This is a genomic window from Runella sp., assembly GCF_965279615.1.
In the GTDB taxonomy this organism is placed as follows: domain Bacteria; phylum Bacteroidota; class Bacteroidia; order Cytophagales; family Spirosomataceae; genus Runella.
In genome coordinates this window covers 5,655,718-5,670,082 of sequence record NZ_OZ257252.1, presented here as the reverse complement: position 1 = coordinate 5,670,082, position 14,365 = coordinate 5,655,718, and the positions used below count along the sequence as shown (strand labels likewise).

The window sequence follows — 14,365 nt, the reverse complement described above, 5'->3', positions numbered from 1 at the left end:
TCAGAATTGAGTTAGGGCAACCAACGATTGATGAGACAATCTTTAAGATTTCAAAAGTAACGTTTTTATTCTAATCTGTTGGCATGTAGGCGATTTGGCGACTGAACAATCTCGTTATCAAAGTTTACTCTTAAAAACACCTGAGGAAACAGGGACAAACGCAAGGCTTGCCCCTACCTATAAATTTTACCGAAAGTGATTTATTTCCCTTTTACCAATGGTACCCGAATGGCCGATGGATATGCGGATGAATGCATAATTTGGTTATTGGCGATTATCCCCGTTTTTTCATCGAAATTCTTGCCTCCTGTATTAAGGTTGCGGTCAAAACGCGGAAAGTTACTGCTTGATATTTCCACGCGAAGGCTATGACCGGGCGCAAAGTAATTGGACGTTACCATTGGGCTTAGCGTGATCTTATAGACTTTGCCTTTCTCCATCCATACTTCTTTGTCAAAACCCTCGCGATAACGAGCGCGCAGGATGGTTTCATCCAGATTATAGGCCCGTCCGTCGGGATATACATCAATTAGTTTTACGGTAAAATCAGTATCCTTCGCATCCGATCCTACATACAGCGTAGTTTCTATAGGTCCCGACATCTCTGCCCCATCTTTAAAAGGCTCCGTAGAATAAACTAAAATATCATGGCGGGTTTCCATTTGGTGCTGATCAAACGAGCCACCCTGCACGGCCGTTCCCGTACAGCAAACATTGCCGCCATAAGATGGAACCGGAAACATAGGGTCATAAGCAAATGCGTCGGCTTTTGTGTCTTTGGCAGGTGCTAAAGTCGTAAGTTTACCATCTCCGTACAGGCTGTTGGCTTTGCCGCCGCTTGTTAGATAATAGGTAGTCATTTCGACATTGGCAGGAGGCCACGTGTCAGAGGATTGCCATTTGTTAGAACCCATTGTAAAGTACTGTACTTTAGGCGTTTTCTTCGTAAAATCATTGGATTCCCCCTTGAGCCAAAGGTCAAACCACGCATAAATCTGCTCGTCATAATTAAGGCGGGCATCGCCCATGCTGCGTTCACCTACGATGGTATTTTCGGTGGCCCGTTTATAAGCACAGTGCAGCGTAGGAGCAATGACTAAATACTGATTATCTCGAACCTGTGGGTCTGTGGCATTTTTGCGAACATGATTATACAAAGCAAGATTCGGTGCACTTGACACATCATACCACGACACAAACCAAAAACTCGGCACGCCAAAAGGCATATTATCGTGGTACAAACCACCTTTAAACCAATCCGGATCGTTGGGTTTCCGCACGATCATCTTATCATAAACCCCTTTTTGTCCATTCGCATTTTTGATAATATCCTGTACGGGAAGGTGTCGCAATCCTTTTGACCAATCAACGGGAGGCATTTCGGTGGCCAGATCAAAATACCGCGAAGCTCGTACCAACTCTTCCTGCGTGGCCTCTTTAGGGAATTGTGGACGAATTGCATCGTTTTGTGTTCCGTACAACCACGCCGTAAACAGCATTTGCTGAGCGCCGCCACGGTACCAATTGCCCTGCTCCCAAAACTCTCCTACCTTTCCCACTCCCGCGCCAAAACTTTGCGGTACCATTGCGGCATGAGAAGGGTGATCAAGAGCAGCTACCGCCATTTGCCATTCTGCCGTAGAAGAACATCCCAAGGTGCCGATCTTTCCATTACACCAGGATTGTTTGGTTAACCATGAAAACGCATCGTAACCATCGGTTACGGGCGTACCCAGAATATCCCAAACTCCTTCCGAAAAAAACCGTCCACGCTCATTTTGTACCACTAATGCATACCCGTGCGATACCGCATCCAACGCCTGTTGATAGGTGTTATTTCTCATTTCGCCGTTGCCCCATGCATTGAAATTGTAGGGGGTTTTAGAGAAAATTACGGGAACAGGCTTATCTGTTTTTGGCCGATAAATATCCGTTGCCAAGCGAATACCGTCTCGCATGGGCATCATTACTTTTTGATCAACAACAGCAATCGCCTGTAATTTTTTCAGAACATCTTCCTGAGCAAAAGCAGCTATAAAAGTAAACAGCCAAACAAAGGTAATTGTGGATATTTTTTTCATACGAAAGTTAGTTTAACACTTTCTCAAAACTAACCAATTCGCTTCCAAAAGCCAAAAATGAGGCAGAATTGTACCTTTGTTAGTAAGAGCTCTAAAATATATACGTATTAGCACGGTTTTTGCAACCAAAAAAAATAGGGCTAAATTGCCAACTGCTTACCTGATTTTTACGCGTTCGGGTCTGTCTAAATTGCGCAAAAACAATGAAAAACAAATTACTGCTTTCGGTTTTCGGGTTTCTTATTGCAACAAGCGTTTTGGCGCAACGTTCGATTCCAATTGAGCAGGATGAGCGCCGCTTGTGGCTTGATGTCGGTGTAGGCCCGGGAGTATTGAAAGCCGGAAGTGCGTATAGTTTCAAACCCCTGTTTTTACCTAAAGTCGGCTTGGGTTGGCAAATTTTTGTCACACCTCATTATATTGTCAGTGAGCGATTGAATCTGGGCTTAAAACTGGGTGGCGTTTTCCGTCCAAAGTTTGAAGACGCCGAATCAAACAGTATCATTCAACCAAAGTTTACGCCTTACGGATTGGCTTCCATTGACTTTTTCCTGACCCCGGCCTATCGAAGTTGGGGGGCTCCCGCCAAAACCCGTTTTTATATCGGCCTCAATGCCGGCATCTCCTACTTTGGCGAATTAGAGGCGAAAGACTTAGTAACCGAACAAACTTACAAACTTCGCAGAAGAGGGAAAGACATGTTTCTCACGGTTGCACCCAGAATCGGTGTCTCAATAGGCGAAATCAAACTGGAAATTGAACACATCGTCACTACTCCCTTCAATCCGGACTTCACTTCATTTACCATCAGCACCGGTATTCCTTTGGGCATTTCACGGTATTACTGATATTCCTTTTAGCACCTTCGTTCATCTATTCATTCTACTGTTTCGTAAAAAACTCCTTCCTTGCTTACAGCATTTATTTGACCTGATATTATGTCTTTTAATTTGGACATTTCTTATTTAACTATTTTCATTCTTTTTACTCATCCATTACTTATCACTTATAAAAAGTGCCTTTACAAGCCCTATTTAATAAAAATACCTAATAAGCTATAGTTTATTATATTTTTTAAAAATAGACTTATTCAAAGTGATATAATTAAATATATATATCGCTTTGATTACATTTAATGTTAAATTATTAATATTTTATACGAAATAGTGGAGTAGTTACCATTTTTTCTCTTCTTTTTTGCAAGATAAACCTTGTTCTAATCAGTACCGTTTTTTTAACTTAAACGCTGTTCTGACAGCTCATTCTCTCTATTATGGAAAAAACCTTACAACCGCATGGCCGGTTTGGCAGGGTAATGCGCTCAACTGCCGCACCAATCTTCCTGTCTTTTTCCTGCCTTCATTTCACGTACGCCGCTCCTGATCGAGGCCTTCTCGAAAAAAATGCCACCGTTCGTTTAGAAGAAAAAGTCGTTGACAAAACCATTTCCGGAAAAGTAATCGACGACACTAACAATCCGTTACCGGGAGTAAGCATTGTATTAAAAGGTACTCAACGCGGTACAGTAACCGACGTTAATGGTCAGTACCGACTGGAAGTTCCTGAAAATTCCACGCTTATTTTCTCATTTGTAGGCTATACGCCGCAGGAAATCGTTGTTGGAAACCAAACTGCAATCAACCTTACGCTGAGAGCCGACAGCAAGGTTTTGGAAGAAATCGTGGTTATTGGTTATGGTACCCTGAAAAAATCAGATTTAACGGGCTCTGTTGGTTCCATAAAAACCGATCAGTTGATGGAGCGCCCGGCTCCTTCGCTTACACAGGCATTATCGGGCAGAATTTCGGGGGTACAGGTAAACAACAACTCCGGTCGTCCGGGGGGAAGAACTACCATTCGTGTACGTGGATTTAGCTCTATCAACTCGTCCAACAACCCGTTGTACGTAGTGGATGGGGTGATGTTACCACAAGGTACTCAAAACCAGTTCAGCTCTGCTATCGACTACATTAACCCCAATGATATTGTATCAGTAGAAGTACTGAAAGATGCTTCTTCAACCGCTATCTACGGAGCGAGAGGTGCCAACGGGGTAATTCTTGTAACTACTAAAAAAGGGAAAGCGGGCGAAGGCCAAGTGACCTATAACGTTGATTTCAGCGTTAATACCATTGGACCAAACAAGCCCGAAGTACTGAATGCCAAGCAATACATGGCAGTAGAAGATCTGGCATGGGCCAACATGGCAAAATACGATCCGGCCGGTTGGGCAGCAGGAAAATGGGCTTACTTAAACCCAAAATTGCGCCGCACCGATCCACGCGTATTCAACAGCGACGGAAGTCCTAAATATGATACTGACTGGTTCAAGGAGTCATCGCAGGCTAAACTTTCACAAAACCACCAATTGGGTTTCAGCGGCGGTAACGAACGCACTCAATATTCACTTTCATTGGGTTATCGCGACGATCAGGGTCTTATCAAGACTTCCTATCTTAAACGTTATTCAGGCCGCTTTACCATTGACGATCAGGTCAAAAAATGGATGAAAATCGGTGGTACGTTGAGCTACAACAACCAAACAGAAAACCTGGTAGACATCAATGATGCAGTAGCCCGTCAGATCGTAGAGGATTTCCCATTCCTTCCTGTAAAATACGAGGATGGTACTTTTGCTAACAACCGTGATTTCCCTTACGCTGAAGGAACATTCAGCTCGGTTCACCGTTTGTATGGCCGTCAGTATATCCTGAATACACAGACTACTTTGGGAAGCTTATACACCAATATCAATCTGGCAAAAGGACTGGAAATGAAGACTGTTTTCGGAGCTAACATCCAAACACAGGAAAACAACCAATACACTACCCGGACTCTGAACATTGGCGGAAACGGTAACGCTTCAACCAGCAACCGCAAAGAAAGCTTCTGGTCGTTGGAAAACTACCTGACCTATAATAAGCAATTCGGTGACAAGCATTCACTTACTGCTTTGGCAGGGATTTCATGGCAGGAAACCAAAGTATTCAGCATGAACGGCAGCGTAAGCGGTTTTGCCACTGACTACTTCGGATTCAATAACCTAGGTGCGGGTGCTACCAACCCGGCCGTGGGTTCGGGTGCATCGCGTTTTGCGTTCAACTCGTACTTCGGGCGTATCAACTATGCCTATGACAACAAGTATTTGGTCACTGTAACCGGTCGCGCAGACGGTTCTTCCAAATTCGGGGAAAACCACAAATTTGCAATCTTCCCATCGGGAGCGTTAGCATGGCGTGTATCGGAAGAAGACTTCCTGAAAAACAATTCGCTTATTTCTAATCTGAAACTTCGTACGAGCTACGGTTTAACAGGTAACTCTGAAATTCCTGCGTATTCGTCCCTGTCATTGCTGAGTTCTAACTATTCAACCATCTATAACGATGCTCGGGTATCAGGAACGGGTATTTCTCGTTTGGCTAACCCTGACTTACGTTGGGAAAAAACCGCTCAAGCTGACGTAGGACTTGAAATTGGTTTATTGAAAGGCAGAATCAACCTTGAAGCAGACTACTATTATCGCAAAACTACCGATATGTTGTTGGATGCTCCTGTTCCTCGTACCAGTGGTTACGGAACGATCCGCAGAAACGTAGGTTCAATGCAAAACAAAGGACTTGAGCTTGCAATTAATACCATCAACGTAGATGCCGGCGGCTTCCAGTGGAATACCAACTTCAATATTTCATTCAATCGCAACAAAGTGCTTTCGTTGGCAACTCCTTCCGATATCTTCGGGGTAGGCGGACCTAACTTTACCAACCAAACCAACATCATCCGCATCGGTGAGCCGGTAGGTTCTTTCTGGGGATTGACCCGCGTTGGTGTATGGAGCGAGGCAGAACGTGAAGAAGCCGCTAAATTTACCAGCTATCGTAACGGTCTGACCATTCTTCCCGGTGATATTAAATACCTGGATGTAAACGGAGATAAAGCAATTACTGACGCTGACCGCAGCATCATCGGTAACGGTAGCCCTAAAGGTTGGGGAGCAATGACCAACACCTTCCGTTACAATAACTTTGATTTGACGTTGGAACTTCAGTTCATGTACGGTAACGATGTATTGCTCATGAACCTTCACCCAAGCGAAGACCGTCAGGCATTGGCTAACAGCTATACTTCTGTATTGAACGCCTGGACACCGCAAAATCAAAATACGATGATCGCTGAGATCCGTGATACAAGAGCAGGATACGTGACCAACGTTGACTCATGGTGGGTAAAAGACGGTTCATTCCTGCGTGGTAAAAACCTGTTGTTGGGTTACACCTTCCCGGGTCATGTTACCAGCAAGATAAAGTTGAACCGCCTCAGAGTATATGCTACGGCACAAAACTTCTTCCTGGCAGTAAAAGACAAGATCATTGGCGATCCGGAGGTAACACCAACTAACCAGGGCGATACCAGCAGTGCTTTCTCTCAGGGAGAGATCTGGCACAACTATCCTAAACCCACTACTTACATGGTCGGTTTGCAGATCGGTTTTTAATTAATGATTTCATTATCAAAAAGAACATTAACAATGACGTTTAATATAGCAAAAAAAATAGGCAAGACGCTCTTGTGCGGAGCGGTTTTGCTTGGACCGGCGGGTTGTACGGATTTCCTTGACGAGGCGGCTCCCTCCAACCTAACCCCCGAAAGCTTTTATACCATTCCCGATCACGCTGAAGCAGCATTAGCCTCTGTTTACGCCGATCTACGTTTTATGGGTGACGGAGCGGGTATCTTTTCATCAAACTGGCAGTTACTTGAAGCCTTGACGGGAACTTCGACCACGGAAACGGCTCAGAACTCCGACCTGAATAACCTTTATGGTCTGGTACACGATGGAAACACCGCGCATGTGGTCAACTATTGGAATGGTTTGTACAAAGTGATCGCCCAAGCCAATCAGGTCATTGCGAAAGTACCCGCAATCACTCCGATGGACGAAGCTCAGAAAAAGAAAATTCTGGGAGAAGCACGTTTCCTTCGCGCTACGGCTTACTTTACAGCAGTCAGACTGTGGGGAGATATTCCATTGGTAACCAAACCTCAGACTGCTGCTTCGGAAGATTTTCAGCCGGCCCGTGCTCCTCAGGAAGAAGTCTATAAGCTGATCGTAGAAGATTTGGTCGCTGCCGAAGCAGCCGGCTTAGCTTGGACGGATGTAAGCGGACGGGTAAATTTAGCCGCCGTAAAAGCCCAATTGTCAAAGGTATATCTAACAATGGCCGGTTTTCCGCTTAGCAAAGGTGCCACGCACTACAAGTTAGCTGCCGACAAAGCCAATGAGGTCATTACGTATGCCAATGCCAATCCTGCAAGCATTAATCTTTTCACTACGTACGAAGATGTGCATAAAGAGAGCATGAAAAACCGCGTTGAGCACCTTTTCATGCTTCAATACAACACGTTGGTGGCAGGTAACCCGATGGATAATATGTATCCTAACTTTAAACCTGTAACGTACAACGGTCCCGGTGGTACAGGAAGTACCGTTCCTACCCCTACCTTCTACAAATCGTACGAAGAAGGTGACTTACGTGCCAAAAACCAAGAAGGATATTTTTATACCAGCTATTTTACCAATGGTAACGGTGCGCCTTTCGATTTAGGTGCTCCTTATATCTTCAAGCACTTTAACAGAACTGCCAACGGTACTTCAGGAGCAGCAGGTTCTCGCAATAACAATCTGAACGTGCCACAGATCCGTTATGCTGAAGTGTTATTGATCTATGCAGAAGCTCAAAACGAAGTAGGCGGACCTACACAGGCCGCTTATGATGCGATGAAAAGAATCAGAGATCGTGCAAAACTTACTACTCCTGCAATGGGGACGTATACCCAAGCTTCGTTCCGTGAAGCGGTGTGGAGAGAGCGCTGGCATGAGCTTTGTTACGAGCAAATCACTTGGTTTGACATGGTTCGCCTCCGCAAAGTGTACAACGAAAAAACCAATGGTTTTGACAACTTTGTAGGTCACGTCAATTTGAGTTCTAACCAAGCGTTGCAGGAAAAACATTTATTGTTGCCGCTCGGAAAGCAGGAAATGCTTAACAACCCGAACCTGAAACCACAGAATCCGGGGTATCCAAACTAATATCTCATCTTTTAATTCTTTTACTCCCCGGTTGTGACAACACAATCGGGGATTTTTTTTAGTGTGATTAAAGCCCGGTTCTCATTTTAAACATTTCGGTTTGGACAAAAAATGCTTTATTTGGGTAAATAATTCTTACCATCAACCTAATACCCAAATTACCCATGAGAAAAGTTTCCCTTTTTGCAGGATTGCTGCTGGCAACTGCGAATTATGTAAATGCCCAACGTACACTAATTCATTGCGGTAAATTAATCGACGGAGTAAGCGATGCCCCCCAAGAACAAGTAACCATTATCGTGGAAAAAAATCGAATCATTGGCGTTGAAAAAGGCTACTCCAAAGTCCAAACAACCGACAAGCTGATTGACTTAAAAAGCAAAACCGTATTGCCCGGCTTGACCGACATGCACGTACATATTGAAAGCGAAACCAGCCGGGACCAATACCTGAAACGACTGAGCAACAACTCCGCCGATATTGCTTACGAAGCCCAAAAGCACGCGCTTACCACCCTCATGGCCGGTTTTACGGCAGTACGCGACTTGGGAGGTACCGGCGTAAACATTTCGCTTCGCAATGCCATCAACAAAGGTTTAGTGGCCGGCCCGCGCATTTTTACGGCGGGGCAAACCATCGCTACTACCGGCGGCCACGGCGACCCAACCAATGGGTTAAGTAATATGTACAGTGTTCCTGATAAAGTCACGGATGCCATCGTAGATAGCCCGGACGAAGGGCGCAAAGCAGTACGCCAACGTTACAAAGACGGTTCGGATTGTATCAAAATTACAGCCACAGGCGGTGTTTTGAGCATTGCCAAAAGCGGTAAAGCACCACAGTTCACCGAAAATGAGATCTCTGCCATTGTACAAACAGCCAAAGATTATGGATTTCACGTAGCGGCGCACGCCCACGGCGCCGATGGCATGAAACGGGCACTCAAAGCCGGAGTTACTACTATTGAGCATGGTACCTACATGGACGATGAAGCCATTGAATTGTTCAAAAAAATGGGCGCTTATTACGTTCCTACCATCATTGCCGGCCGCACCGCTGCCGATTCGGCCAAAGTGCCGGGCTATTACCATCCATTTGTTCGTATGAAAGCGCTGGAAATTGGGCCGCTGATTCAAAAAACGTTTGAGAAAGCCTACAAAGCAGGCGTTAAAATCGCCTTTGGCACCGACGGTGGGGTGTATCCGCACGGCAAAAACGCCAAAGAATTTGAGTACATGACCGAAGTGGGGATGCCAGCCATGGAAGCCATCAAATCAGCAACTGTAGTTCCCGCTCAAATTTTGGGAGAACAGGACAACATGGGCAGCATCACTAAAGGCAAATACGCTGACATTATTGCGACCGATGAAAACCCTCTCCAAAACATCAAAACCCTGCAAAACGTCACGTTCGTGATGAAAGACGGCGTTGTGTATAAGCAATAACGATTTTACATATCTCTTTTTTGCCCATTTCTCAAACCCTTGCCTGCTTTTGGAAGTTTACTATAAAAATAGATGATAGCTTGAAAAAAGTAATTGTTATCGGAGCCGGATTTGCGGGGCTTTCTGCCGCTACTAGGCTGGCCGACAAAGGGTTTGAGGTTACGGTTTTAGAAAAGAATGCCATTCCGGGCGGCCGGGCGCGTTTTTTTAAGGCTGAAGGTTTTACGTTTGACATGGGCCCCAGTTGGTATTGGATGCCCGATGTGTTTGAAACCTATTTTGGAAAATTCGGGAAAAAGCCGTCGGATTATTATCAACTCGTACGGCTTGATCCCTCTTACGCGGTTATTTTAGACAAAGAAACCACCATAGCAATTCCTGCCGGGGTGGAAGCAGTCAAGCAACTTTTTGAAAGCATTGAACCGGGTAGTGCCGAAAGGTTGGAGGCATTTTTGAAACAGGCATCCTACAAGTACGAAGTGGGAATGAACAAATTTGTCTGGAAACCGAGCCGCAGCATCAAGGAGTTTTTAAGTCTGAAACTTTTGATGGACGTGGGACGACTGGATGTTTTACAGCCATTTTCCAAACACATTCGTAAGTTTTTTACGGACCCTAAGTTGCTCCAACTCATGGAGTTTCCTATTTTGTTTTTGGGAGCAACCTCCGAAAATACACCTGCGATGTACAGCCTCATGAACTATGCGGAAATAGCCTTAGGAACATGGTATCCGATGGGCGGGATGTATGAGATCGTTAAAGGAATGGTCGTATTAGCAGAAGAAAAAGGCGTAAAGATCAAATTAAATCAGAACGTCACAAAAATTGAAGTGTCGAACAAAACGGCTAAAAAAGTAATTACCGACACCGAAGTTTTTGAGGCTGATGTTGTAATTGCAGGAGCTGATTATCATCACGTTGATGCGCATTTATTGGGTGAGCACCGAAATTATTCCGAAGCCTATTGGAACAAAAGAACGCTTGCTCCTTCTTCGTTGCTTTATTATTTGGGTGTTAATAAACAAGTGCCAAAGCTATTGCATCATAATCTGTTTTTCGACGAAAACCTATCTCAACACGCCCACGAAATCTATACCGAACCGCAATGGCCGAGTAAGCCGTTGTTCTACGTTTCGGCACCTTCCAAAACAGACCCCACCGTTGCCCCGGAAGATTGCGAAAATTTATTTATCTTGATTCCCGTTGCTACGGGGCTTACAGATGATACTGAAGAAATTCGTGAGCGTTATTTCAACATCATTATGAATCGACTGGAAGCGTATGTAGGTGAATCGATTCGGCCAAATATTGTCTATAAACGCACTTTTGCACATCGGGATTTTCAGGCAGATTATAACGCATTTAAGGGAAATGCGTACGGATTAGCGAATACCCTTTTACAAACTGCGTTCTTAAAACCAACTCTTAAAAACAAAAAGGTCAGTAATGTGTTTTATACAGGACAGCTTACTGTTCCGGGCCCCGGCGTACCGCCATCGTTGATTTCAGGATTGGTAGTAGCCGATGAAGTTATCAGGGAATTTGGAGCAGCTGGTTAACTAACACAACAACAACTCCTTAATCTGCGTGCATAGCACGGCGTATATGAAGCAATTGTTTGACCAAACAACGCTCGATTGCAGCAAACTCATCACTGAGCGATACAGCACGTCGTTTACATTGGGAATCAAAACCTTAGAGAAAAAATTCCGATTGCCTATCTATGCTGTTTATGGTTTCGTCCGCTATGCCGACGAGATCGTTGATACATTTTATGAATTTGACCAAAAATATTTGCTTGAACGATTTATCAAAGATACGTACGAAGCCATCGAAACGGGCATCAGCATGAACCCCGTTTTGCATTCGTTCCAACTGATTGTTAACAAATACCACATTGAACATGAACTGATCAATGCTTTTCTGCACAGTATGGAAATGGATCTGTACAGGCAGGAATATACCGATGAAAAGTACCAAGAGTATATTTACGGTTCGGCAGAAGTTGTTGGGTTGATGTGTCTGCGTGTCTTTTGCGAAGGCGACACCACGATGTTCGATCAACTAAAAAACGGTGCCCGGAGCTTAGGAGCGGCTTTTCAAAAAGTAAATTTTTTGCGCGATCTAAAAAGCGATTATGTGGATCGGGGCCGCGTTTATTTCCCCGGAGTTGATTTCGCAAAATTTACCAAAGAGTGTAAGTGCCAAATTGAGGCTGATATTCAGGCCGACTTTGACGCTGCTTACGTTGCCATCAAACAACTGCCGCGCAGTTCGCGTATGGGGGTTTATCTGGCGTATGTGTATTACCTGACATTATTCAATAAAATCAAAGAAATCCCGGCTACCCGCATTCAGGAAGTACGTATTCGGGTGCCTGATTTTCAAAAGATGACTTTACTGGCCAAAACCTATGTCCGTTTTCAATTCAGTGAATTATAACCAATTGTAAACTTTGCTTTCCAACAAAAAACTCCGCGTTGAACGTGGAGTTTTTTGTTAAATGATCTATTTAGTACCGGCGACCGCGACGATAATAACCCGGCCGCCATTCATAATGCCCTCTGTGCCAACGGTGATATCCGGGCACCCACGTATGGCGGGGAGAAGGGGGTGCCGGTATAACTTCCACCCGTGCAGCAGGTGGGGCAGGACGAACCACTACAGGCCTTGTTCGTACAACACATCCGGAAAGTAAATAAATCATCAATCCGGTCATAAAGAATGTGGATAACTTCTTACTTGTTTTCATAACTCTTACTGTTTTAAATTATACATCTGTTAGAGTCAAAGGCATCCGTTTTCACTGAGTTGCCTGTCTATATGTACGTTTTAGAAATGCGAAATCGCAAATGGTTTAATAAAACGTAAAACAATCTAAAAAAATCGGGCCGGCATTTTGGCCATAAACCAACAAAAAAGGCCTCGCAGTTCGCTGCGAGGCCTTTTTTGTTAACTAAAAAATCGGCTTAATAACCCGTGTTTTGTTTCAGCGTTGGCTGGCCGCTTTTCTGACTATTTAATATCTCGTCGTTTGGAAGCGGGAAGTAGTTGTTTTTAGAAGTAAATGACTTACCAACCAAATAACCACGTTTGTTATAGGTTCTTCCGTTCACGTCTTTTCCATCTACTGATTCTTCCTTCACATACTTATTCAGGTATTTTTCAGCAATTCCCCAACGAACTAAATCGAAGAAACGGTGGCCTTCCATCGCAAATTCCAGACGGTTTTCCATGCGTACGGCATTGCGGGCATAATCAGCGCCTTTTGCAGCAAATGTACCTTTAGGATATGGATTAACCACATAATTGATGGAAGCGTCCTGCACCGAGCCGGTTTTTGCGCGAACACGAAGTTGATTTACATAATCTTCGGCAACCTGCAGATTCCCCAATTCGATTTCAGCTTCAGCCAACCATAAAAGAACCGAAGAAAGCTTGATCAATCGGTAGTTGTTGTTTACGTTTCTTCTTGAAGTTGAGTGCGTTGAGCTACCTTCATCTGCCAAGTAATACATCCATTTTTTGCCGATATAAGGTCCTGAATAGTTTTGATTTCTTACCCAGTTATAGCCCGGCATGATACCCCAATCCAAGAAATTAACCCCTCTGCGCCCAACCGTCCAGTCTAAACGAGGATCAACGGGAGTTGTTTTATCCAGGTTAAATGCCTGATCGGATTTTAAACCTTGGTCATTTGATAAATCAACCAAATTGTACGTATCAGCAGTACCGTCCGGTGAAGAACCGATCATCGGCAATCCGTCAGCAGTGGTTTTAAACGAATTCACTAAATTTTGTGAAGGCAAATAGAACCCGCAGCATCCACGGCCGGGAGAGTTGGCCGAATAAGGCCAGTTCAGGTTATCACCTGCATTACCGTTGTTACCGTTGGTACCGTCATTCACCGAGAATTCCACTTCAAAAATAGATTCTGCATTGTTATTGGTAATGTTTCTATAATTATCGTGGTAGTTAGGCATCAGTTTTTTGCCCGAATTTTTTACGATATCATCCAACAACGTTTTAGCTGCTGCCCATTTCTTTTGGAAAATATAGGCTTTGGCCAAATAAGCTTTAGCAGCCCATTGGCTTGCTCTTCCTTTTTGAGATTGAACAGCCGGAAGGGTTTTGGCAGCAAAATCAAAATCAGCTTCAATATTCGCCCAGATATCCTTGTCGTTTGGAATCTTAGTGGAATTAGGATCACCGGCAACGTAGATTTTCTCGTCGATGTACGGTACGTTATTCCACATTTTTTTAGCTTCAAAATGATAATGGCCTCTCAAAAATCTCGCTTCCGCAATTACCTGCGTTTTTTCGGCATCTGTCATGTCCTTGATGTCGGGGCTGCTTACCAACTGAATGGTTTCATTGGCACGCGCTACACCGTCATACGAATGTTGCCATTTTCCTAAGAAGTAGGTATTGTCCGACAGCCAGTTGTATTGTTCGATGTATTCCTGTTCAGGTTGGTCACCGATGTCAGTCCCTTTTACGGCATCACCGCTGGTAATTCCCCCAAACACATAGTTTGAGATGGTCGATTGACGGCCGGTGTTACCTGCTCCTACTCCGTCAAGCAGCGAGTAAGCACCAATCAGCATGGCATTTACCCCGTTTTTATTACTTAAGGAAGCCAAAGAAGCGGCCCCTTGGGGTTGTATGTTAAAGAATGATTCGGAACAGGAAAAGCTTATCCCGAGCACTAATCCAACTATTAGTATCTTTTTCATTTTGTTTGATTTTTT

General features: G+C 44.3%; 9 protein-coding genes. 6 read left to right on the top strand and 3 right to left on the bottom strand.

From position 1 onward, the window contains the following. Nucleotides 1-200: 200 nt before the first annotated feature. Nucleotides 201-2,081 (bottom strand): CocE/NonD family hydrolase, encoded by a 1,881-nt coding sequence (locus tag ACQY73_RS23800; RefSeq protein ID WP_428655763.1) that lies wholly within the window; start codon nt 2,079-2,081, stop codon nt 201-203. Nucleotides 2,082-2,284: 203 nt separating this feature from the next. Here ACQY73_RS23800 and ACQY73_RS23795 point away from each other — a divergent pair, with 203 nt between their 5' ends. The 6 genes from ACQY73_RS23795 (at nt 2,285) to ACQY73_RS23770 (ending at nt 12,056) form a co-directional block, all read left to right on the top strand. Further along, nucleotides 2,285-2,929, top strand: a complete 645-nt coding sequence (locus tag ACQY73_RS23795; protein ID WP_428655761.1) for a hypothetical protein — start codon at nt 2,285-2,287, stop codon at nt 2,927-2,929. A 425-nt stretch (nt 2,930-3,354) separates the two neighbouring features. After that, nucleotides 3,355-6,573: a SusC/RagA family TonB-linked outer membrane protein gene (locus ACQY73_RS23790; RefSeq protein WP_428655759.1), complete on the top strand. Its 3,219-nt coding sequence runs from the start codon at nt 3,355-3,357 to the stop codon at nt 6,571-6,573. A 33-nt stretch (nt 6,574-6,606) separates the two neighbouring features. Further along, a complete protein-coding gene (locus ACQY73_RS23785; protein ID WP_428655757.1) occupies nt 6,607-8,169 on the top strand; it encodes a RagB/SusD family nutrient uptake outer membrane protein in 1,563 nt (520 codons plus the stop codon). Between the two features lie 164 nt (nt 8,170-8,333). Continuing rightward, nucleotides 8,334-9,614, top strand: a complete 1,281-nt coding sequence (locus ACQY73_RS23780) for an amidohydrolase family protein (RefSeq protein ID WP_428655755.1) — start codon at nt 8,334-8,336, stop codon at nt 9,612-9,614. An 80-nt stretch (nt 9,615-9,694) separates the two neighbouring features. Continuing rightward, nucleotides 9,695-11,173, top strand: coding sequence for a phytoene desaturase family protein (locus tag ACQY73_RS23775; protein WP_428655753.1), 1,479 nt, complete (start codon nt 9,695-9,697; stop codon nt 11,171-11,173). A 46-nt stretch (nt 11,174-11,219) separates the two neighbouring features. Then, entirely contained in the window at nt 11,220-12,056 is an 837-nt protein-coding gene (locus ACQY73_RS23770) for a phytoene/squalene synthase family protein (RefSeq protein ID WP_428655751.1), read from the top strand. Between the two features lie 70 nt (nt 12,057-12,126). On the opposite strand, the gene ACQY73_RS23765 is transcribed toward ACQY73_RS23770, so the two are convergent. Both ACQY73_RS23765 and ACQY73_RS23760 read right to left on the bottom strand, forming a co-directional pair. Next, nucleotides 12,127-12,366 carry a hypothetical protein gene (locus tag ACQY73_RS23765; RefSeq protein ID WP_428655749.1) on the bottom strand — a complete coding sequence of 80 codons (240 nt, stop codon included), beginning with the start codon at nt 12,364-12,366 and terminating at the stop codon, nt 12,127-12,129. Nucleotides 12,367-12,583: 217 nt separating this feature from the next. Beyond that, on the bottom strand, nt 12,584-14,350 hold the full coding sequence (locus ACQY73_RS23760) for a RagB/SusD family nutrient uptake outer membrane protein (protein WP_428655747.1): 1,767 nt from the start codon (nt 14,348-14,350) through the stop codon (nt 12,584-12,586). Between the last annotated feature and the right edge of the window lie 15 nt (nt 14,351-14,365).

Coding starts and splice junctions, on each gene's coding strand:
- ACQY73_RS23800 (WP_428655763.1), bottom strand. CDS start 2,081: ATGAAAAAAATATCCACAATTACCTTTGTTTGGCTGTTTACTTTTATA.
- ACQY73_RS23795 (WP_428655761.1), top strand. CDS start 2,285: ATGAAAAACAAATTACTGCTTTCGGTTTTCGGGTTTCTTATTGCAACA.
- ACQY73_RS23790 (WP_428655759.1), top strand. CDS start 3,355: ATGGAAAAAACCTTACAACCGCATGGCCGGTTTGGCAGGGTAATGCGC.
- ACQY73_RS23785 (WP_428655757.1), top strand. CDS start 6,607: ATGACGTTTAATATAGCAAAAAAAATAGGCAAGACGCTCTTGTGCGGA.
- ACQY73_RS23780 (WP_428655755.1), top strand. CDS start 8,334: ATGAGAAAAGTTTCCCTTTTTGCAGGATTGCTGCTGGCAACTGCGAAT.
- ACQY73_RS23770 (WP_428655751.1), top strand. CDS start 11,220: ATGAAGCAATTGTTTGACCAAACAACGCTCGATTGCAGCAAACTCATC.
- ACQY73_RS23765 (WP_428655749.1), bottom strand. CDS start 12,366: ATGAAAACAAGTAAGAAGTTATCCACATTCTTTATGACCGGATTGATG.
- ACQY73_RS23760 (WP_428655747.1), bottom strand. CDS start 14,350: ATGAAAAAGATACTAATAGTTGGATTAGTGCTCGGGATAAGCTTTTCC.